This is a genomic window from Streptomyces sp. NPDC088910 (assembly GCF_044749865.1).
Taxonomy (GTDB): Bacteria; Actinomycetota; Actinomycetes; order Streptomycetales; family Streptomycetaceae; genus Actinacidiphila.
In genome coordinates this window covers 447,028-467,448 of record NZ_JBIVIV010000006.1, presented here as the reverse complement: position 1 = coordinate 467,448, position 20,421 = coordinate 447,028, and the positions used below count along the sequence as shown (strand labels likewise).

14 protein-coding genes and 5 pseudogenes are annotated in these 20,421 nt (G+C 66.7%); 8 read left to right on the top strand and 11 right to left on the bottom strand.

All coding sequences use genetic code 11. The features are described 5' to 3' along the window. Positions 1-44: 44 nt before the first annotated feature. Entirely contained in the window at positions 45-905 is an 861-nt protein-coding gene (locus ACIP4Z_RS17210) for an aspartate/glutamate racemase family protein (protein ID WP_355342780.1), read from the bottom strand. Positions 906-1,065: 160 nt separating this feature from the next. Then, the gene (locus ACIP4Z_RS17205) at positions 1,066-1,236 is read right to left on the bottom strand and encodes a hypothetical protein (protein WP_401308864.1); all 171 of its coding nucleotides are present in this window, start codon (positions 1,234-1,236) and stop codon (positions 1,066-1,068) included. Positions 1,237-1,362: 126 nt separating this feature from the next. On the opposite strand from ACIP4Z_RS17205, the pseudogene ACIP4Z_RS17200 reads away from it, so the two are divergent. From ACIP4Z_RS17200 to ACIP4Z_RS17190, 3 genes and pseudogenes are all read left to right on the top strand, one after another. Beyond that, positions 1,363-2,611, top strand: a pseudogene (locus ACIP4Z_RS17200) (IS256 family transposase). Next, positions 2,608-3,057, top strand: a complete 450-nt coding sequence (locus ACIP4Z_RS17195; protein ID WP_391052713.1) for a HEAT repeat domain-containing protein — start codon at positions 2,608-2,610, stop codon at positions 3,055-3,057. The pseudogene ACIP4Z_RS17200 and the gene ACIP4Z_RS17195 overlap by 4 nt, the downstream one beginning before the upstream one ends. Before the next feature lie 54 nt (positions 3,058-3,111). Next, positions 3,112-3,913, top strand: a pseudogene (locus tag ACIP4Z_RS17190) (IS5 family transposase). Between the two features lie 706 nt (positions 3,914-4,619). Here ACIP4Z_RS17190 and ACIP4Z_RS17185 read toward each other — a convergent pair. Then, positions 4,620-5,207 carry a TetR family transcriptional regulator gene (locus tag ACIP4Z_RS17185; protein WP_391051476.1) on the bottom strand — a complete coding sequence of 196 codons (588 nt, stop codon included), beginning with the start codon at positions 5,205-5,207 and terminating at the stop codon, positions 4,620-4,622. Positions 5,208-5,280: 73 nt separating this feature from the next. Here ACIP4Z_RS17185 and ACIP4Z_RS17180 point away from each other — a divergent pair, with 73 nt between their 5' ends. Then, positions 5,281-6,111 (top strand): class I SAM-dependent methyltransferase, encoded by an 831-nt coding sequence (locus ACIP4Z_RS17180; protein ID WP_401308861.1) that lies wholly within the window; start codon positions 5,281-5,283, stop codon positions 6,109-6,111. 230 nt (positions 6,112-6,341) lie between these two features. Here the strand turns inward: ACIP4Z_RS17180 and ACIP4Z_RS17175 are convergent. Next, a pseudogene (locus ACIP4Z_RS17175) lies at positions 6,342-6,713 on the bottom strand (transposase); the annotation flags it as partial. Here ACIP4Z_RS17175 and ACIP4Z_RS17170 point away from each other — a divergent pair. Both ACIP4Z_RS17170 and ACIP4Z_RS17165 read left to right on the top strand, forming a co-directional pair. Beyond that, positions 6,632-8,836: an RHS repeat-associated core domain-containing protein gene (locus ACIP4Z_RS17170; RefSeq protein ID WP_401308858.1), complete on the top strand. Its 2,205-nt coding sequence runs from the start codon at positions 6,632-6,634 to the stop codon at positions 8,834-8,836. The pseudogene ACIP4Z_RS17175 and the gene ACIP4Z_RS17170 overlap by 82 nt on opposite strands. Positions 8,837-8,876: 40 nt before the next feature. Further along, positions 8,877-9,092 carry a hypothetical protein gene (locus tag ACIP4Z_RS17165; protein WP_401308855.1) on the top strand — a complete coding sequence of 72 codons (216 nt, stop codon included), beginning with the start codon at positions 8,877-8,879 and terminating at the stop codon, positions 9,090-9,092. A gap of 729 nt (positions 9,093-9,821) precedes the next feature. Here ACIP4Z_RS17165 and ACIP4Z_RS17160 read toward each other — a convergent pair. The 5 genes and pseudogenes from ACIP4Z_RS17160 to ACIP4Z_RS17140 all read right to left on the bottom strand — a co-directional run bounded on the left by ACIP4Z_RS17160 (position 9,822) and on the right by ACIP4Z_RS17140 (position 13,370). After that, positions 9,822-10,034 (bottom strand): hypothetical protein, encoded by a 213-nt coding sequence (locus tag ACIP4Z_RS17160; protein ID WP_401308853.1) that lies wholly within the window; start codon positions 10,032-10,034, stop codon positions 9,822-9,824. A gap of 88 nt (positions 10,035-10,122) precedes the next feature. After that, complete coding sequence (locus tag ACIP4Z_RS17155) at positions 10,123-11,190, bottom strand: RHS repeat-associated core domain-containing protein (RefSeq protein ID WP_401308850.1); 1,068 nt, start codon at positions 11,188-11,190, stop codon at positions 10,123-10,125. A gap of 158 nt (positions 11,191-11,348) precedes the next feature. After that, a complete protein-coding gene (locus tag ACIP4Z_RS17150; protein ID WP_401308847.1) occupies positions 11,349-12,062 on the bottom strand; it encodes an RHS repeat-associated core domain-containing protein in 714 nt (237 codons plus the stop codon). A 248-nt stretch (positions 12,063-12,310) separates the two neighbouring features. Next, a pseudogene (locus ACIP4Z_RS17145) lies at positions 12,311-12,424 on the bottom strand (IS5/IS1182 family transposase); the annotation flags it as partial. A gap of 334 nt (positions 12,425-12,758) precedes the next feature. Beyond that, the gene (locus ACIP4Z_RS17140) at positions 12,759-13,370 is read right to left on the bottom strand and encodes a hypothetical protein (protein WP_401308844.1); all 612 of its coding nucleotides are present in this window, start codon (positions 13,368-13,370) and stop codon (positions 12,759-12,761) included. Between the two features lie 607 nt (positions 13,371-13,977). Between ACIP4Z_RS17140 and ACIP4Z_RS17135 the strand changes: the two genes are divergently transcribed. Then, a complete protein-coding gene (locus ACIP4Z_RS17135; RefSeq protein ID WP_401308841.1) occupies positions 13,978-14,166 on the top strand; it encodes a hypothetical protein in 189 nt (62 codons plus the stop codon). Positions 14,167-14,228: 62 nt separating this feature from the next. On the opposite strand, the pseudogene ACIP4Z_RS17130 reads toward ACIP4Z_RS17135, so the two are convergent. Next, positions 14,229-15,361 (bottom strand): annotated as a pseudogene (locus ACIP4Z_RS17130) (IS110 family transposase); the annotation flags it as partial. 477 nt (positions 15,362-15,838) lie between these two features. On the opposite strand from ACIP4Z_RS17130, the gene ACIP4Z_RS17125 reads away from it, so the two are divergent. Continuing rightward, a complete protein-coding gene (locus ACIP4Z_RS17125) occupies positions 15,839-16,366 on the top strand; it encodes a hypothetical protein (protein WP_401308838.1) in 528 nt (175 codons plus the stop codon). A 2,439-nt stretch (positions 16,367-18,805) separates the two neighbouring features. Here the strand turns inward: ACIP4Z_RS17125 and ACIP4Z_RS17120 are convergent. After that, on the bottom strand, positions 18,806-19,033 hold the full coding sequence (locus ACIP4Z_RS17120) for a hypothetical protein (RefSeq protein ID WP_401308835.1): 228 nt from the start codon (positions 19,031-19,033) through the stop codon (positions 18,806-18,808). Positions 19,034-20,421 lie beyond the last annotated feature (1,388 nt).

Sequence of the window (20,421 nt, the reverse complement as noted above, 5' to 3'; positions counted from 1 at the left end):
GACCAGTTGTGGAAAAGGGGCTCCGGCGCAGCAGCTACGGCTCGTCAGGCCACGCCTGTGTCCACAGCGGGGAATGACTGCAAAACGCGGCCCTCCAGGTATGCGCCTGCAGCCTGGGGAAGAGACTCCGTCCGGCCACTGCGCAAGACCGTCAGACTCCCGGTCGTTGGCACACCTGGGTCCGGCTGAAGTCCCAACAGAACAAGGGCCTGGTTAGCCAACTGGGCCGCCGAACCATGGAGAACGGGCGCGCTTCTGCCTGCGGCCTGCAAAGCTGCGTGGATCTGGGGAGCGACCAGTTCGTAGTGCGTGCATGCGAGCGCAACCGCCTGAACATCGACCGGAGTACGTTCCACAGCGGTGGCGATGGCATCTGCCAAGGCTGCGCTGTCTGCGCGTTCGATCGCATCTGACAGACCATGGCATGCGACCTGCGTCACCGATAAGCCTGCCGCGAACTGTTCTATGAGGTCTCGCAGTTGCGGGCTGCCGATCCCCGTTGCGGTGCCCCACACCGCCAGCGGACCACCCGCTGCGGCTGCGGCCTCGACTGGGGGCAACGTCCCCACCACGCGCGTTCTCGGCTCGAGGTATTCCTTGATAGCAGGCAGAGCATGCAGAGTCGCCGTGTTGCAGGCAACGATCAACAAGTCCGGTTCATAGGCAAAGGCCGACTCAGCCACCATCAGCGCCCGCCCTCGCAGATCCTCCGGGGAGCGCACCCCCCAGGGCATGCCATCCGGATCGGTAGCCAGCACCAGATCGGCATCAGGACGCAATCGTCGAACCGCTGCGGCTGTGGCCAACATGCCCAACCCCACATCCATGATGGCGACACGAGGCTGCCTGTTACCGGACCCGTGCGGATGCCCGCCGAACTGGTGGCTCAGGGAACTCCCTGTCATGCCTGCACTCTCCCGCGTAGCTTCTTCGACATCACCAGCGGCAGTCTGCGGCGCGGGCTGGTACGAAGGACAGATCCAATTGGCCCGAAGTGGCTTTGAGCTCGATCAGCCGGGTCAGGACCGGGGTCGGCGACGGGTGTTGTGGAGGGCACTGGCTCCGTTAGAGCGCCTTGAACTCCGCCTCCCAGGCGGGCTCGTAGACTCCGTCGCGGTCGTCGGTGACCAGCAGGATTCCGGAGGGGCCGCCGCCGGGGCCGGGAAGGATCCCGTGCTGGGCGTACCCCTGGCGCTTGGCGTCCCAGCGGGCGGCGTAGTGCGGATTGTTGAACATGCCGGAGCAATGCTCAGGACTTGTGGATCAGCTCCTGGGGGCACGTGAAGGGCGTACCTTCCAGGGTGATGATCGAGAAGTCACCGAGTAGACCCGCGTTGCAGCGCAGGTCGGGAAGGTACGCCCTTGCTCAGCGTAGTGAATGCCGATGGTTCCACCGAGACCGGCTCCCTGATCGACGAGATCGTCCGCGAGGGTGCCCGGCGGATGTTGGCCGCCGCGCTGGAGGCGGAAGTCAACCAGTACATAGCCGAGTTGACTGCCGAGACCGACGAGCGCGGGCACCGTCTGGTGGTCCGCAACGGCCACCACCGGCCCCGCACCGTGGTGACCGCTGCCGGCCCGGTTGAGGTCAGGGCCCCGCGGGTCAATGACCGACGCGTCGACGATGCCACGGGCGAGCGCAAGCGGTTCTCCTCGAAGATCCTCGCGCCGTGGTGCCGCAAGTCCCCGAAGATCTCCGAGGTGCTGCCGCTGCTACCTGCACGGACTGTCCTCCGGGGACTTCGTCCCCGCCCTGGAGCAGTTTCTCGGCGGCGCCGCAGGCCTGTCGCCGGCCACCATCACCCGGCTGACCAGGCAGTGGAGCGACGACCACGCTGTCTTCCAGACCCGGGACCTGTCCGACCGGGACTTCGTCTACGTGTGGGCCGACGGCGTGCACCCGAAGGTCCGGCTCGGGCAGGCGCACTCGTGTGTCCTGGTCCTGCTCGGCGTCCGGTTGGACGGCACCAAGGAGCTCATCGCCCTGGCCGAGGGCCTGCGGGAGTCCACTGAGTCGTGGGCCGACCTGCTGCGGGACTGCCGCCGACGCGGCATGCGCGACCCCGAGCTGGTGATCGGCGACGGCGCGATGGGCCTTTGGCGGGCGCTCGCCGAGGTGTTCCCAGCCGCCAGGCCGAAGAGGTGCTGGGTTCACAAATCCCGCAACGTCACCAACTGCCTGCCCAAATCCGCGCAACCCGGCGCGGTGAAGGCGATGCAGGAGATCTACAACGCGGAGGACCGCGGCCACGCCGAGAAGGCGATCGAGGCGTTCACGAAGACCTACGGCGCGAAGTTCCCCAAGGCCGTCGCGAAGATCACCGAAGACCGGGACGAACTCCTCGCGTTCTACGAATTCCCGGCCGAACACTGGATCCACTTGCGGACCACGAACCCCATCGAGTCGACATTCTCCACCGTCAAGCTCCGAACCAAGGTCACACGCGGTGCCGGCAGCCCGGCGGCCGCGCTCGCGATGGTGTTCAAGCTCGTCGAGTCCGCCCAGGCGCGATGGCGCGCGATCACCGGCGCCCACCTCGTGCCCCTGGTCCGCGCCGGCGCACGCTTCGAGAACGGCGTCCTGGTCGAGCGGTCCGAGGTGGCGGCATGAACGACATGTTCGCGGCACTCGAAGGGCTGACCGACCACGATCCGAGCCGCCGGGATGTCGCCGCTGGCGGTCTCGGGGACCTCCTGCGCGGCACCGCACTCGACACGGACACCGCCCGCCTGGTCGTCGCCCGCCTGGTCAGCCTGGCCGTCAACGAACCGGTGGCCAGGGTCCGCGAGTCCGCTCTGAACTCGATCAGCGAGGCGTTCAACCATCACCACCTGCCCCTGGACCTCGTCGAACCGCTGGCGGCCGCTCTGTCGACGATGGAACCTGAACCCCTCGCCCACACGATCTACATCCTGGGAGCCACCCACAACCCGCGGGCCCGGCCGCTGATCGAGCCGTTCCTCGACCACCCCGACCCGGAGCTGCGCGAAGAAGCCCGGCTCGCGACCGACGAGATCACCGCATCCGAGTCGGAGAGCCCCACCCACAAGTCTTGACTATTGCTCCGGACACCTCGGTGGCTCCGGCACCGATGGAGGGGGCTGTACTCGATGGCCTTCGTTGAGAGGCTGGTGCCAGAGGGACTATGGGATTTGTTCCGGGCTGTGAGACCGCAGGTCCCCACGCGGCCGCAAGGCGGCGGTCGTCGACGGGTCGACGATCGCGCGGTGCTCGCCGCGATCATCTTTGTCGCCACGTCAGGGTGCACCTGGCGGCAGCTGCCGCCTGTCTTCGGTGCCTCATGGCAGACGGTCCACCGGCGGTTCTCCGAGTGGACCGCGGCGCGGGTGTGGGCGAAGCTCCACCGCCTGGTGCTGGACGAGCTCGGCGCCCGCGGGGAGCTGGACTGGTCGAGGTGCGCGATCGACTCCGTGAACATGCGAGCCCTCAAAGGGGGGAGCTGACAGGCCCGAATCCTGTTGATCGCGGCAAGAAAGGCTCGAAGATCCACTTGATCACAGAACGGACAGGTCTGCCCCTCTCCATCGGCATCTCCGCTGCCAACACCCACGACAGCCAGGGTCTCGAACCCCTCGTCCGAGGCATAGCGCCCATCCGCTCCCGCCGTGGACCGCGTCGCCGCCGTCCGGCCAAATTGCACGGAGACAAGGGCTACGACTACGACACCTGCGGAAATGGCTCCGTTCTCGGAACATCACGCCGCGCATCGCGCGCAGGGGCATCGAATCTTCCCAGCGTCTCGGCCGTTACCGCTGGACCGTGGAGCGGACGGTGGCCTGGCTGTCCGGGTGCCGTCGTCTTCACCGCCGCTACGAACGCAAGGCCGAGCACTTCCTCGCCTTCGCCGGCATCGCCGCGACCCTCATCTGCTACCGGAGGTTGACCAACTGAGACGATCTCTAAAAGGCCGTTGTCTTTCCCCATCGGATCGCTGACTTTCCGCTGGTCAGGCGTGGCGTCGTGAGTTCCGTGGCCGACAGGACAAGACATGTCGTCTCGGTCGTGGAGGTTCGGTGATGTCGTCGGCAGTGGGTTCGCCGGAGGATCGTGAGGGGGACGTGGGTCCGGCAGCGGGTTGAGGCGCTCTCACCGTCGTTGAGGGGTGGGGCGGTGCCGGGGACGGTGATGCCGGCCAGGGAGTGAAGGCATGGGGGTGGCGGCGCTGACGCCGGACCATCAGCGCGTCGTCGGGGTTCTGGCCGCCCTCGATGAGGCAGATCGAGTGCGGCAGGACAGGGAACCAACGAGGCACCTGCGCTGATGAGTTGAGACGTCGAACACCTCCCTCAACGGCACGGGTGCCTCGCGCGTCGCACCCTCGCCGCCATCACCCCATCGGCGGCCACTCTGAAAACGCTCACTGAAGTGCCGCTTTTCTCCGGCACGGCAGGCTCTCCGATGGGGCGGGATTCTCTGCATCTCTGCGTGAAGAGGGACTCGGGCGGAAAGGTGCGGGCGCTCACACCGGGGCGTGCGGGGGGAAGAGAGCGCCCCCTTATTCCGCTCTTTGCTTCTGACTGCGCCTCATGCTGCTCCCGGTACGATTCATCTGGGAGCTGTCTGCCGCTGGCGGCGACGTGCGGTCTGTGCGCTCAGGTCACGATGGGAGTGGTCGCAAGGCGCTGGCGATGACGGTGGTCACCATCTTGTGGACGGCGGCGGTCTGCGGTGGGGCGCTTGTCCGGTCGGCGAATAGCAGGTGCCCGGCCCCGACGAGGGTGGGGGCGAGTGTGTCGATGTCGGCGTCACCGGCCAGACGCCCCGACTCCCGCTCGGCGGTGAGGTATGCGGCGATCATGGCGGTGCCCTGCATGGCGAGTGGGATGCCGGTCAGACCGGCCTCGCGCAGCCGGGCGCGGAGGCCGTCACGGAAAGTGATGAGCGCGACGATCGCCACCGTGACCGGCCCGAACAGATCCTGCAGCGCGTCGGCGAGGTTGTCCACCACGCTCCCGGTGCCGGCGGCCGCGCGCAGAGTCGTGGTCCGGTCCTCGATGTCGCGGACGCGGTCGAGGACCAGTTCTGCCAGGAAAGCGTCGAAATCGGTGAAGTGCCGGTGCAGCACACCCTTGGCGCAGTTCGCCTCCTCCGTGACCGCCCGGCTGGTCAACGCGTAAGGCCCGTCCCGAAGCAGGACACGCTCGGCGGCTTCGAACAGCTGACCGCGCACGTTGTGGATGTGCACCCCTGACGGCATTGTCTCCCTCTCCGTGCCGCTCTGTCTTAACAAGTGGGCATGCGCCCACTAGTGTGGGCGCATGCCCACTTTATCGCAGGGACAGTCGGCCGAGTCCGGCCCCGAGCCCCACCGCCACCGGCAGACAGCCGAGTCGTTCGGAGTGGACGCCGAACGCTACGACCGCGCCCGACCGCCGTATCCCCAGGCCCTGGTGGACAGGATCGTCGCGGCAAGCCCCGGCCGGCACGTCCTCGACGTCGGAGCCGGGACCGGCATCGAGGCCCGGCAGTTCCAGGCGGCCGGCTGCACGGTGCTCGGTGTCGAGCCCGACGCGCGGATGGCCGCCTTCGCACGACGCAGCCGTATCGAGGTCGAGGTCGCCAGGTTCGAGGACTGGCAGCCGGCCGGGCGGCAGTTCGACGCGGTCATCGCCGGCACCGCCTGGCACTGGGTGGGCCCCGTCGCCGGCGCGGCCAAGGCGGCCCAGGTGCTTAAGCCCGGCGGCCGACTCGCCCCCTTCCACCACGTCCCCCAGCTCCCGGCCGAGGTGATCGACGCCCTCGCAGAAGCACTCCAACGTGTCGCCCCCGATTCCCCGTTCAACCCCGGCCTGCTCAAGGGCTCGGCCGTGGACGCCTACCAGCCGCTGTTCGCGAAAATCGCCGACGGGATCCGGCAGACTGGCAGCTTCAGCGAGCCCGAACAGTGGCGCTTCGCCTGGGAGCGCACCTACTCCCGAGAGGAGTGGCTCGACCAGCTCCCCACCTTCGGCGGCCTCACCCAACTCCCCGCAGACAAAATGGCGGAGGTCCTGGACAGCGCCGGGACCGCGATCGACAAGCTCGGCGGCCACGCCACCATGCCCTACACATCCATCGTGATCACCTCAACCCGCTCCCAAACGGCGTGACCGCCGCAACACCGGGCGCGAGTACACCGATGAGCACAGCAACGTTCCCGGGGGAAGCGGGAAGAAGACTCGCAAGAGGGGAAGTTTCTCCGGCCCCTTGCCCCGGGCCGTGGCCATCATCAGCGGCAGCGCCCCTATCGCGCGCATCGAGGCGGAACGCCGACACTCAGGGAGTAAGGGCTGTCCCGCAATTGATCTTGTGCGCTCCTGGTTGCCGGTCGGCCGTCCGATCAGCGGGCCTGACCAAGATTGTGCAGGTGGGCGATACCCAAGATCGCGTAGTGGACACCGTCACCCTTGAGTCGGCAGTCGCGAAGGATCTTCCAGGTCTTCATGCGCGCGAAGACGTGCTCTACACGAGCCCTGCCCTGTTTGTGGGAGCGGTTGTGCTCATGCTTCCATCCGCACAGTTCGCCGCCCGCGGGCCGACGATGCGGGACCGCCAGGCCAGTGCCCTGGTAGCCGCCGTCGGCGATGGTCGTGGTCCTGCCGACGGCTGCCTTCGCACCCGATTCTGCCCATGCCTTGCAGTCGTTGCGGTTGCCCGGCACTGGTCGTCCGACCGCAACGACCAGCCGTGTGTCAGCGTCGACGACCACTTGTCGGGTCCGGCAGCGGAGCATCGACCTCGTCGAACGAGTACGACGCCAACGGCGGCGAGTCGCTGACCAAGACGACTTCCCCCACGGGTTCGTCGCAGTCCGCGCTCTACGGCAACACCGCTGCCGGGACGAAGTACCTGCCCTCGGCGTCCACCGACGCGCAGTCGAACAGCAGCTCCTACCACTACTCCGGTGCCGGGCAGCGCGACCATACCACTGACGCCAACGCCGCGGTCGCCAAGGTGACCTACAACAGCGACGGCACCGTCGCCACCTCCACCGACCCGGGCAACAGCACCAGCGCCACCTACGGCTACGACTCCGCCACCCACCAGGCCACCTCCGTCACCCCGGTGACCGGCGGATCCCTCGGCGCCCAGAGCTATACGTACGACAGCTACGGCAGGCTCGCCACGGCCAAGGACGGCCGGAACATCACCACCACCTACGGCTACGACGACGCCGACCGGATCACGTCACTGACGTACTCCGACACCACGCACGCCGTCGGGTACACCTACGACAGCTTCGGCCGCGTCCAGACCCGCACCGACGCCACCGGCACCACCACCTACACCTACGACGACCTCGGCCGCCTCGCCACCCGCACCGCCACCTCCGGCGGCGGCACCCTCACCTACGGATACGACAAGTCAGGGAACCTGACTACTGTCGCCGACGCCCGCGGCACCGCCACCTACAGCTACGACGACGCGAACCTCCTCACCCAGCTCGTCACCGCAGCGCCGGCCTCCACCAAGATCCGCTTCGCCTACGACGACCACGGCCGCCGCACCGACACCTGGTACGGCACCGACGCCAACCACACCATCTACAAGGCTCACGTCCACCAGGGCTTCGACGCCTCCGGCCGCCCCTCCCGAGTCTGGGCCGACCAGGGCCCCGCCACCTCACCCACCCGCCAGTTCGACGTCACCTACTGCCGCGCCGCAGGCGGCACCCCCGGCACCACCTGCTCCACCGCCACCACCGACGACCGCAGCCTCCTGCAGTGGTCTAAGGACAACCTGACGGGGAAAACGACGACCTACGGATACGACCCGGGCAACCGGCTGACGTCAGTGGCGACTTCGGGAGGTGGGACCACGTACAGCTACGGCTATGACCCGCGCGGCAACCGCACGACCGCCACCGGCGCCACGACCCTGACCCACAACGCCGCCAACCAGATCACCACCAGCGGCTACACCTACGACGCCGCCGGGAACCTCACGAAAACCCCGTCGCTGTCCTCAGTCACCTACAACGGCGCCGGCCAGATGACCGCGGCCACCACCTCCACCGGGACCGGCACCTACACCTACGCCGGCACCAGCCAGACCGAACTGACCCACCAGACCACCGACGACGGCCAAAACGTCGACTACGTCTACGGCCGCCCCGACGGCAACGGCCAGCCCGTCATCGAACAGGTCACACTCGACGCCGGCACCGCCTACATCGACCACGACCCCACCACCGGCCAGCCCCTGGTCCTGCGCACCACCACCGGCACCGAGGCGTACTACATCATCGACGGCTTCGGCAGCCCCGTGGAATTCATCAACCAGTCCACGGTCACTTCCACCGTCTACCAGTACGACCCCTACGGCGCCTACCAGACCACCACCGCCACCGGCTCCGCCGCAGCCCAGAACCCCTACCGCTACGTCGGCGGCACCTACGACCGCACCACCGGCTGGATCAAATACGGCCAACGCTGGTACAACCCCACCACCGGCCGCTTCACCAGCCAGGACGCACTTTCGTTCCTCGCCGACCCAGCCCAGGGAAACCGCTACGCCTACGCCGGGGACGACCCCATCAACAACACCGATCCCACCGGAAAGAATGTTCTGGGCGATCTCGTCGATGGTCTGGACAAGATCAAGACCGTGTACGACATCGGTACAAACATCCGCAGTGGCAACTACGTGGGTGCCGTCGCCTCACTGGCCGGAGAAGCTGCGGGTGCCATGACAGGTGCGACCTGCGCATCGAACGCAGTGGGATTCGGAGTAACAACCGGCGTGGGCGGACTTGTGGTGGGAACTGGCTGTCTCGTTGCCGAAGGATTTGCCTCCTACGCTGGCGAGGATTTTGTCAATAGGGAATTCGGCTAAACGACAAGAGGTTGAATTCATATAGAGAGGAGATTTGGCGATGATCGGATTCGTCATATTTGCGACCGCATTTGGGCTAATCTTCATCGCCTTGGCTCTTTTCGCTACAAATGGACCTGCCAAGGCGGCCACTCGGCATAGTGGCGAGGTGGCAGGAAAAACTCTCAAGTTTGTCAACCGCACCCTTTTCGTGTGGGTCGGTGTTCTCAGTCTCGCCGCCGCTATCTACGCCTTGGTCGCGGGAAAGTGTTTGTAGAAGAGCAGTGAAATCCAGCTAGGGTGACGTTTCCTTGCAAGGGAACGTCACCCTAAGGGTTGTCCCGCTATTTGTGCGTCCGGCCCATCGTGTGGTGGCGCGGACACTGACCGGGCGGCCGACTGGCCAGATCGGGCTCTAGGAATCCCGTTGGGCCCGCCCGCGGACGATGCGTATCCTCTCAGACCATGTGCTACCAGGCGTTCAACGGCGCCTTCCGGCACTACGTATGCATCGCGTGCCGGTTCTCCTTCAAAGGCAGCACATGGCCGATCCGGAAGCGCATCTGTCCTGGCTGTCGTGAACAGCTCGTCTTCGCCGGCTACGACTTTGCTGCGCCCCGGCGACGCGACACGAAGGCATGGTCAGTTGTTGCGACTGTGCTCGCGGAGGGGCTGACCTACGATCACCGCCCCGGCTGCGGCTGCTCACGGCTCCCCTCCGCCTGCCGATAACCCGCGGGGTCCCCGGCACATGCCTCGTCCAGGCCGCAGGTGAGGTCCCGATGCTCGAACGTCCTCGACATCTTGGACAGCCGCCGCACCTGTGAGTGCAGCGGCCCGGCCACCAGCAGGTGACGCTGTCAGATCGCGAGCGGCCGGTGCCCGCCCAACAGCGCGTTCAGCACCGCCGGGCCCAGAACGTGACCGGTGACAGGTTTACGATCACCGAGGCCGTGTGCCCGGTGAGTACCGCCTCTCACAGCCCAATTCTTAACGGATGCAATGGTCAGCGAGGCTGTTCCTTGAATTTTTTCCGAAAAAACGGAATCGCAACAAGTGCAAGACATAGAAGAAATGCAAGCAAAATCCATCCGCCCGAGTTGCCCATGCAGATCAGTACTACCGACAGGATGACACCGAAGAATGCGGCGATACCAGCAAAGCGAAGGTAGCTTTTGATTCCCGCGTGCTGTTCTGCCGTCCACCCGACTTCTGGCATTTTTAACTCCTATGGACTGGGGGCGGCGTGGAGATAGCCATCTCCACGCCACCTGCCTTTATTTCTTTGTGACGCAATAAAGGATCTGTCAGGACACGGCGTTGCCTGCGGAATAGCTGGCGGCGCCTGCTGCCGCGTAGCACTCTAGTGATGCCGATAGTGATATACCCGCCGTCTCAGGAGCCGCAGCTATCGCCAGGGACTCACACAGGCCGCCGACTGCGGCTCCGGTGACCACGCCAGCGAGGTCACCCCACACTGCGGCAGTATCGCCTGTGGCAGCGTGGTAGCCGGCCACGAGGATGTCACCGACCGGCCCGGTCCATTCGGCTGCAGTGTCCAGCCAGTTCGTTCCGTTGGGGTCGGTGTGGTTGGTGGGGTCGTTGCCGAAGGCGGTGTAGGGGTTGGTTTCCTGGCCGGAGGGGTCGGTTTGGGTGAAGCGGCCGAGGGTGGGGTCGTAGTAGCGTGCGCCCATTTTGTACAGGCCGGTGGGGTCGAGGTAGGTGCCCTGGAATCGGTAGGGCTGGGGGACAGTTTCGGTGGTGGTGGGGCCCTGCTCGGGGCTTCCGGTGGGGTCGTAGTGGTAGTTGTCGACCCGGTTTCCGGCGTTGTCGGCGAGGGCGACGACGGAGCCTTCCGCGTCGGTGAGGTAGTAGTACGAACTTCCCCCGGTCCTCATGGAGTTGAGTGTGCCCTGGGGGTCGCGGGTGAATCCGCGGTCGTTGCCTGCGGTGGTGGAGGCGGCCAGGCCTTCGGGTCCGTTGTGGAAGGTTGTTGTGCCCAGGCGGGTGCGTTCGCCGTTGTCGGTGCCGGAGTACGCGGCGGTGTACGTCGTCCCGCCGGTAGTGAGGGAGGTGAGCTGGTTGAAGTCCGACCAGGTCTCGCCGGTGCGGGCGCCGGCGGATGAGCCGGCGGCGGTTTCGTCACCGTCGGCGTTGTAGGCCCAGCCGGTGGTGGAGCCGTTCTTTGCAGTGACCTGGCTGGCGTCGTTGTAGCTGTAGGTGGTGGTGCCCGGGCAGGACCTGAAGCCGCGGGAGGTGAGGTTTCCGGCCGCGTCGAAGCAGAAGTGATCGCCGCCCAGTGAGTCCCAGTGCACTTCACGGGCGTCGGTGAGGCGATTCTGGGAGTCGTCGGTGTATGTGGCGGTCGCGGCCATGCTGTTGCCGTCGGCGATGTTGTCGGTGCGGGTGTGGATGAGCGTGCCGTCGGCGCCGGAGGGTCCGGAGGCACAGGCGGTAGGCAGGGCGGATCGGCAGGTACGTGTCGATCCGCCAGCGCCGCCGTTCCGGCCGGTGACCGCGTCAGTGAGGTCGCCTATGACGGTGAAGGGGAGTTCGGCTCCTTCTTTGAGGCCGCTGCCGATGGGTTTGATGCGGCTGGTGATGGGGTCCAGGCAGTTCTGGCCGGAGGGGGCGATGCCGTAGGTGGGGCATTGCCGGCGTAGGTGTAGTCGGAGGTGTAGGGCTGGGCGGCGCGCTGTTGGACGGGGTCGCGTGAGGTGAAGCGGCCGGTGGTGGGGTCGTAGTTGCGGGCGCGGAGGTCAAGTCTGGCGGCGGGAGTGGTGGGATCGGTGTACTGGTCGGTATAGGTGAAGGGGATGGCGGCCGGGTTCGTGGCGGTGTTCGTCTGGGTGGTCTGGCCGTAGGCGGTGTAGGTGTGCTGCAGTCCTGTGCCGGTTTTGGAGGCGGTGGTGCGGTTGCCGACGCCGTCGTAGGTGTAGGTGGTGCCGGCGGTGTTGGGGCAACTGGCGGCCTGGGTGGATGCGGTGCAGTCGGTCAGGAGCCGGCCGGCCTGGTCGTAGGTGTAGTACTGGTGGCTGTCGGGTTTGGCGAGCCGGTTGACGTCGACGCGGGTGGGCTGTCCTGCGTCGTCGAGGGTGCGCTGCCAGTTGGCCAGGGTGGTGGTGTCCTTGGTCGAGCCGATGGCGGTCAGGCGAGGGAATGCGACGAGCGCCCGATCGACGCCTGCTTCGACGCCGCGGACATCCCACCCGACGACGAGTTGGACGCTGGGCGGTCGCCGAGGCACGCAGGGAGGTTGAGCGGTTGCGGAATGTTGGGAACTCACCGGCACCCAACCCAGCAACACCGACCTCGACACCGACTGACCTGGCGGGTACGTGATGCTCCTGAGCCCTGAGCCGCCTTCAAGGATCCCGTAAGTGCGACCGGCTGGCGTGTCCGTCGGGCTCGGCAGCCACTCCAATCCAACGTCGCGACGAGTGCGGGTCCGTGCGACTCCCCTGCGGTCATCCAGCGCAACCGGTGTGTGATTCACCTGGTCATGAAGGTGATGGCGGTCCAGGTGATCAGCAATTCGGAATGCTTGATGAGCCGTTCGTGGTCTCTCGCGTGCCGACGGGCGTGCATGATCCAGAGTAGCGACCTTTCACTGCGTCTTCCGGCGGCCCGGTGGCAGGGATGATCCAGGCAGCTTCGCCGAGAGGGAATCGCACACCCGGCTACCGGCGGCTTCCACAATCGACTCCCTGGTGACCCGATGTGTCCTTCGGTCTCCGAGGTGACCGAACCGGCCGGAGAGGCAAGAGCACTATGCCGCTCGACGAGGGGCGGTTCACGAAGAACGCCGACCTCGGAAGCAGACGGTCCCGTGCCCCACTCCTCGAGGCGGAGTGGAACAACTGCTGGCAGCTGGCCCAACAGGCCGGTCCGGCCCGGCCGGCCTGATGCAGGGGCTGCGGCGCTGCGAGGTCTGCTGGGGCGCTCATGCCCGGCTAGAGAGAGGAGTTCGAAGCTCCACGCGGAGTCGGATCGAGGTGTCGATGGGCAGTCCCGTGGTGGAGTAGCGAAGCTCCTTCGAGTAGTTCGCAATGAGGTCGAGATCCCGCAGCTGCCGCTGCAACTCGGAAGCCAGCGCTTCGTCCGTATCAGGGACGAGTTCGCCTTCTTCCTGTTCGGCGAGGTACTCCAGGTGTTGGTCAATGGCGTCCACCGCCCGGCGGCTGGTCCAGTTGGCGAAGTCGTAGCAGCCGAACAGATAGGCGTGCGCGGCATCCAACGTCGCAGTTGCGGCCGCCTCGTCCGCGTCATCGGGGCCGTCCTGCCCGTCGTTGTGGCAGTACTCACTGAGCATGTACTCGGCGACACCGCGCTTCACCGCCGAGAATGCCGTCGTGTCACCGAGGACGCCGTCCCATACCGAGTTCAACAGGGGGCGAAGGCCCACGGTGAACGGCGCCTGCTCGTCATCGGGCAGGGCCTCGTGCCAGCTCATGAGCCGTTCCGCAACGCCAGCAGTGAACACGCCACGTTCGCCGGTCGACGCCGCCTTCAGCCGCTCCTCCACCAGTACCGAAAGCTCCTGCCACCTGTCCATAGGAGCCGTCCCCGAGTCGTGAAACCAGCGTGCTCACGCTGGCAACCGCGATCATCGCATTCACCACGGACAACGCATCAGGCGCGGATCCCTGGCACGAGCTGCGGGATACAGCTGACACAGCTTCCCCGTCCACGGACCAGATCAGCTGAGACTAGGGCCAGATCGCTTGAGACGGGACAGTTCGGTGAAATTGCTCAACCTTCGCTGCGAGTGCCCTGCGCGATGGAACTTAGCGTGTGTCACCGATTCCTCATGCCGTATGTCAAGCCCCGCTGGCCCTCGCGAGCGCCGTCGCCTAACCCCCAGAGGCATGGAGTGACGGCCTCTATCATGATCGGGACGAGTCGTTGGGGAGGAGGGATCCGAACGTGGCATACCAACTCACGTTCTTCTGTCGATCAGGCGAGGAGAGCGGGCAGGCAGCGATCAGCCGCCTCCTGGACGAATCCTGCCTGTTGGTGATCTTCTCTTGACACAACGGTCTGCTCCCTATGGGGACGAGGTTGCGGTGTGCTCGCTGGCGACCAGGGGACTCGCCGGACATCCCGCGGCTGACTCGCTAGCACTTGAGGTCCACGTATGAGCGGAGTGGATCGCGGAGTCGGTGATCGCTGCACCACCGGAAAACGAACAGGGCATCTGGGGCTGCGGCATGCTCGCAACGATCACTCTCACCGGGGACACTCCTGACTGGCCGCTCGTCAACCGCATCTGGGTGGCATTGATCCGCCTCTGGAACGCCATCCCTTGGGATGAGATGTCCGGATTCGAGATAGCAGAGGGCATGCCGTAGATCGAAGCCGTGCGGGCGCGTCCAAGAAGTATGTGGGGTTGGTGACTTACCGCGACCCGGGCTCAGTGCGTCGCAGCCAACTCCGGCGTCCCAGCCCGGATTGGCTGATAGCAGCGTTGGTCGCGCAGGAGAGCCCAGATGACGTTGACCCGTCGCCGGGCGAGGGCGAGGACGGCCTGGGTGTGGCGCTTGCCCTCGGCGCGCTTGCGGTCGTGGAAGCGCCGGGATTCCTCGCAGCGGCGGATGCTGATCAACGCGGAGGTGTGGAAGACCCGTTGGAGCTTGCGGTTGTCGCGTTGCGGGCGATGGAGGTTGCCGCTGATCTTGCCGGAGTCGCGGGGCGCGGGCGCGACTCCGCCGAAGCAGCGAGGCGGTCCGGGCTGGCAAAGGCGGCCATGTCGCCGCCCGTGGCGGCCAGGAACTCGGCTCCGAGGATGGGGCCCAGGCCCGTCAGGCTGGCGAGGATCTCGGCACCGCGGTGATCACGGAACCGGGCCGCGATGAGCTTGTCCATCTCGGCGACCTGCAGGTTGAGGGCTATGACCTGGGCGGTCAGGGTATGGACCATCCGGGCTGCGGTCTTCTCGCCCGGGACGCTGGTGCGCTTGCCTGAGGCGGCCTCCAGCGCCGCCTCCACGATCTGGCCGGCACCACGAACGCCGCGATTCCGCAACCAGCTCGCCAGCGGTTTCGTGCCCAGGGGACGCAGGGCGGCCGGGGTCTGATAGCCGGTCAGAAGCATCAACGGCCCGGCGTCAATGAGGTCCAGGACCTGGTCCAGCGCGGGAAAGATGCCGGTCAGGTGGATGTGGAGGCGGTTGACGGTGCGGGTGCGGTCGCCGACCAGGTCCGAGTGGTGGGCTGTGAGGAGCTTGAGGTCGGTAGCGGTCTCGTCACCGGTCCGCAGGACCTGCAGGTCCCGGCGGATGCGGGTCCGGTCTGCGACCACCGCCGCGTCCTTGGCATCAGTCTTGTCCTCGCCGCGGTAGCCCTCGGAGGCACGGTTGATGGCCCGTCCGGAGATGCAGAAGGCGCGCTGGCCGTGGTTGAGGAGCACCGCGATCACGAGGGCAGCCCCGCCGTCGGCGAGGTCGATGCCCCGCGTCACCTCGTCGCCCAAGTCCAGGACGTCGGCGGGGAGATGGAGCAGCTCCGGCTCATCCTTGGCGACCCGTCGAGACAGCAGCCGGCGGCCACGCGGTTCCTCCGTGCGTCGGGCTGTGCGGACGTACCACGGACGACCTCGCTGTCGATTCCCTACGGAGCGACCGTGCGCATCTCCTAATTGGCAGCCGAGCCGTCGTGGGGTGTCGTGTGGCCCATCGATGGCGGCCACAAGCGGCAGGAGTTTGAAGCCACACCCGACACCCCTGGGCGGGCCAACCGTACGAAGGGCTGGCCCGGACCCGTGCCACAACGTAGGGAAGTTCGATCGGCGACGTCCGGGCAACAGGTCTCGGATGCGGGTGACGTGTACGTACATGTTCCGTATGTAGAAGCGGACTGGGTCACCGCCGAAGATCTCCAGTGTCCGGCCGTCGAACGAGTGGAACCTGGTGCCGACCGTGATGATCACCTCGGGGTGACTGCTCGTAGACGATGGTCGCGCCGGACAGGCTGCACATGCGATAGGCCGACGGCCGATGTCAGTGGGGTGGGTTCTACTGGGGTCATGAGCGAGAACACGGGTGAGAGTGCCTTCGGTGAGGACGAGGACGCCGCGTTCTTCGACCGGCTCCGCCGGTGGCAGGCGCGTTACGGCGACGGCGCCATGGTCGGGCCCATGCCCCGGTGGTGGCCCTGGCCGCTGGAAGAGGTCACCTTCGACGACGGCGACCCGGACAGCGGGCTGATCGTCATCGGCCTCGAACCGGTGCTGGCACCGCGGCACAGTGCCGCCGAGGCCGGGCGGCCGTACGCGAAGCTGGCACGCCAGCCCGCGGGCGAGCCGCCCTACCGCTTCGGCTGGGCCGGCCTGGCCTGGGGGCTTCCGCCGCTCACTGAGGAGGAGGCCGCAGAGCTGGAAGCGGAGCCGCTGGACCCGGTGGTCGCGTACAGCTGGCACGAAGCCGACTGGCAGTGGCACCTGTTCACGAACGGAGGGCAGCGGCGGCTGACCGCCGCCGAAGTGACCCGTATACGCGAGAACCTGGACCACGATCACCGGTTCCCGCCGGGCTTCTCCTCTTTCCGGCTCTGACGCTTCCAGCGATGCAGCTGTCGCCGCTGAGCGCCACCGCGACCGGCACGTGTGTGTCAGCCCGGTGCCCGACTCCTGACTGGTCCGGCATCGACATTGACCCGCGTCTGCCGCCGCCGTTCACCCCGCACGGCCGCCGCCCGGCCTGGTACACCACTCCGACCGTCGCCCACGCGCACGAACTGATCGGCCAGTTCGCGGTGCCAGGAGCACAGCACAGCGTCGGCAGCCGCCGCAGACCTCGTTTTTCTGCCCGCTGGGCGTGCACGGCCAGCTCCGTCGGTGATCCGGCACCTCGTGCGGGTTGTCCCAGCGCAGGGGCTTGCCATCACCCGGCGCTGACACGGCTGGCTTCACAAGACGGCACAGCGGAGCTGCGCGCCCGGTGTCGCAAGAATCCCCCGAACCGCCCTTCACCGTCGGGCGCACGGCGGTGGGGCTGCGGGGGGCGACGGGGGAGGGCAGCTCGGGCGGGGCGGTGACATCGTGTCGGCCGGGACCCTGTCCGCTGGCACGGGGACACGCCATGGGCCGCTGACCTCCCAGGCCTTTCCTGTGTCGACGTCGATTTCATACCTGTGCGGCACCGCAGCATCAGAGGGTGGGGAATCATATGACTGATAGCGGAATGAGCCATTCCTTCTGGGTGCAGCCGAGGGAACACTCAGCTTCGGATGGCCGGGACGCTCTCTTCCCGCTTCGTCTCCTGCGCCTGCCGCCCGCTGCGGGTTCCGATTCTCCATGGAGCCGTGGGGGTGGGCGCTCGTGCATCCGACCAGTGCAAATAGAGCGGCACTCAAGATCACCCCGAAACGGGTTAATCGCGGAGAATCAGCTACTGTCTGAAATGCGCTCGCGTTAAACATATGGCCTACCGATGCGTCTTTTTGTACGCGACCGGGGAAGCGTCTTCTGGGCGCCTCGCACGCCGCCGTACGCCGACTGCCTGCGCTGGAACGCCACGTGGTCGGCGTTGCTGACACCAGCGACGCCGGACGCTACGTCGGTGACGGAGGGTCAGTCGCCTTTCTGAGTCCCCCGGGGCGGCGACCGTGACGGCATCGTCGCGGTCGAGGGAGTTTGAATGGTCGATCATGAATGCGGGCATATCAGCAACGGGTGACGACACCCTGGGCGCCCTGGCTGACGCAAGCTGGGGCAACGAGAGTTTTCCTTCCTGATTCGTGTACTCCTCCAGGGAGGACCGCATCTCCGCGTCGACTCGGTCATTCCTTTGGGCCGGGGCGGAAATTCTGTCAGATGAGGGCCGTTTCCGGTTGCCCAGGTTTCCGCAGTTGGGGCGGTTCGGGGCAAGGGGCCTGCGCGCGGGCAGAGTGCGTGCGAGCTGTGGCCGCCGGTACCCGTCGAGGAGTGCGTCCCGCCGGGATCCGGCGTATGCAGGCCGGGTACGGCGGACGGTTACCCGCAGGTGCCCGGCGCATCCGCCCCCGCTCGTAGACGGTGACGTTGAGATGTGCTGGCAGGGTAGTCACGGTGACCTGGACTGCCTGTCCCGTATTCGTGTAGGCGGTGGAGATGATCTCGATCGTGAGGAGCGAGTCGTCGCCGCTCAGGCCCCCGACGGGTGGCCTCCACCGGCTGCGTCAGCCGTGGACGGAGTTCGTCGACGACACTCGACACGGTGTGGCCGGGGCCGGCGAGCGTCTCGGTCAGATTCTCCGGCATACGGTCGTCCTGCATCCAGGCGCTGCCCCGGACAAGCCGCAGCGGTGCCGTCGTGTCCACCGTGCGGATCGCGGTGTCGTTGACGAAATAGGTCCATCGGCGGACAGCGGCCTGCTCTCCTTCCTGCATGCCCAGGCGGCGGCACACGTGGTCGGGAGCAGGTCCGATTTCCGGTTCCTGGCCGCGGACTTCGAATCCCTCGGCGGGCGTCAGGCCGCCGACCCGCGCGGGCACCGAAGCCGAGAGGACCGGGAAAACGGCCTGGGGGCGTACGGGACTGCTTCCCAGCCGAACGGCCACGCGCCGGCTCCCCTCCTGCTGCGGACGACGCTCAGGGTTTTGAGCCGTTCCACTGCCGCTGCGCGCGCGACGCCGTGCCGCGGTCGCCGCCCCGGCTGGCACCCCGCCTCACCTGTCTTGACAGGCGAGGGGTCGTGTTGAGGCACCTGTTCGGTCGACGCCGCACACCCAGCCGGACCATGCGGGGAGGAACCCGTTCGACGACACCGAGTTCCTCCGTGAGCACCCGCATGGTGTGGGCGACATCTCGTGTGAGTGCGTGCGTCGGCACCGCAGGGTTGGAAGAGGGGCGGGCCACATAGTCGGCGAGGTCATCGCTCGCAGGGACTAAACGTACAATCTTGGGCCAGTACAAGGGCGTCACCTTCAGCCAACCGTCATCACGTATCCGGAAGAAGGGTGTAGTAGAGGCCGTGTGCCCGGATCGCCTCGCTCATGACACGACGATATGGGTTACCTCCAATTGGTGGATGGCTTCTTCTCCCGCTTGTGGCCCTCGTCCTCGGCTCGTGCCGCCACGTACTCGGTCCAGTCGCGTCTGACGTAGGCGACCCAGCGGATCGCGATGTGGCGGTGCGTGCCGGTCAGGTCGGCGAGGATGGGGCTGGGGAGATTGGTGGCGAGGGCGGAGTTGGGGGCCGCGCGGCACGAGATTCTGTGCCGATTCAGCTTCTGTGTCATGGAGTGCGTCGAAATCGGCTTCCGCGGGACCAGACCCGCGAACAGCAGTGGTGGACCTGGAGTGGTCTGAGCGAACAGGGCTCGGGGGACGGACCATGGTTCGTCGGCCAGCTGCTGCAGCAGCCCGACCAGTCGTGGCGCCACCATCCTTACGCGCCCAGGACCATTTTGCGGTTGCCCGCAAGTGCCGTCAGACCCTGAGCCTGGTCACCGGCTTCGAACAGGCACTCGGCCGCAGCGCGGGCTCGGGCGACCGTCTCGTCCGTTACGGCAGGGGACCGACCGGGGACCACACGCGGTGCGCGGTAGTGAGCGATGGACGCATAACTAGGCGTAATGCGCGGGGGATTGGTCCCGAATGGCGGGGAAATTCCCTTGGCCTTCGCGACTGGGGGTCAAGGGGGCGCAGGTTCAAATCCTGTCGTCCCGACGGTGCACGAAGGGCCCGCTGGACTGGCATATAGCCAGGTCAGCGGGCCCTTCGGCTTGTCGGCAGCGGTTTCCGTGTGATGAGGCGTTGGAGGCAGTGCTGGGTGGTCTGCGGGAGCCGTGGACGGCGATCAACCGCAGGACGTGCAGGGGGGCTCCGGCGTCCGCCGTCCAGGTCGGGCGGGTGCGTCTCAGGTCGTGTCGGCGCGGGTGTTCGTAGCCGAGGGTCTGGACGACGTCGTCCCGGTGGGTGGCGTCGGGCAGGACGGCGGTGGTGATCCGTCCCCCGTGGGTGCCGGCGAAGAAGCGGGCGTCGGAGTTGGTGGCAGGTTACCTCGGCCCCCGGTGCCTGAAAATCTGTGATGGCCGGAGTAGACATTTGGTGGTGGCGTGGGTACGGTTTCTCTTGTACCCAGAGAGACAGAGGGCCCGGCAGAGACGAACTGCCGGGAGGCAGTACGCACATGACGCAGGTCGGTACGGTGGTGGAGCTCCAAAGCCAGGGATGTTGCCAGACGGGCGATGGGACTGACGACCGGACCGGGTGGCCCGCAGTGATCAGGGGCCGCCGCGAGAAGGACCGCAGCGGTAGCAGCGGTAAGTGCAGTGTGCGGTAACCAGCAGCGAAGTCAGTGAGCAGTACCTCGGTGAAGGCGTCGGCTGCGGGCGCGCGCACCGGGAGGTTCGGCAGTGGGGTTCCAAGCCAGAGAAGACGCAGGACGGGCGACGGGGCTGGCTGTCGAAGAATAGTGCTGGTAGAGGCCATCAGCAGTACAAGAAGTGTGCAGTTCACGTTTGGCAAGCAGTTGATCCAGAGGGAAGAACGGAGGAGTTGAGCGCCATCGGGATCGCCCGGGCGGAGTGTTGAGTCCGGGTACCGCAGGACATCGATAGTGAGGTGGTCTCCGGTCAAGCAACCGCGATCCCCGCACCTGCCGCTCACCCTTTGGTGGCGGTGC

Coding starts and splice junctions, on each gene's coding strand:
- ACIP4Z_RS17210 (WP_355342780.1), bottom strand. CDS start 905: ATGACAGGGAGTTCCCTGAGCCACCAGTTCGGCGGGCATCCGCACGGG.
- ACIP4Z_RS17205 (WP_401308864.1), bottom strand. CDS start 1,236: ATGTTCAACAATCCGCACTACGCCGCCCGCTGGGACGCCAAGCGCCAG.
- ACIP4Z_RS17195 (WP_391052713.1), top strand. CDS start 2,608: ATGAACGACATGTTCGCGGCACTCGAAGGGCTGACCGACCACGATCCG.
- ACIP4Z_RS17180 (WP_401308861.1), top strand. CDS start 5,281: ATGCCCACTTTATCGCAGGGACAGTCGGCCGAGTCCGGCCCCGAGCCC.
- ACIP4Z_RS17170 (WP_401308858.1), top strand. CDS start 6,632: ATGCCTTGCAGTCGTTGCGGTTGCCCGGCACTGGTCGTCCGACCGCAA.
- ACIP4Z_RS17165 (WP_401308855.1), top strand. CDS start 8,877: ATGATCGGATTCGTCATATTTGCGACCGCATTTGGGCTAATCTTCATC.
- ACIP4Z_RS17160 (WP_401308853.1), bottom strand. CDS start 10,034: ATGCCAGAAGTCGGGTGGACGGCAGAACAGCACGCGGGAATCAAAAGC.
- ACIP4Z_RS17155 (WP_401308850.1), bottom strand. CDS start 11,190: ATGGCCGCGACCGCCACATACACCGACGACTCCCAGAATCGCCTCACC.
- ACIP4Z_RS17140 (WP_401308844.1), bottom strand. CDS start 13,370: ATGGACAGGTGGCAGGAGCTTTCGGTACTGGTGGAGGAGCGGCTGAAG.
- ACIP4Z_RS17125 (WP_401308838.1), top strand. CDS start 15,839: ATGAGCGAGAACACGGGTGAGAGTGCCTTCGGTGAGGACGAGGACGCC.
- ACIP4Z_RS17120 (WP_401308835.1), bottom strand. CDS start 19,033: ATGACACAGAAGCTGAATCGGCACAGAATCTCGTGCCGCGCGGCCCCC.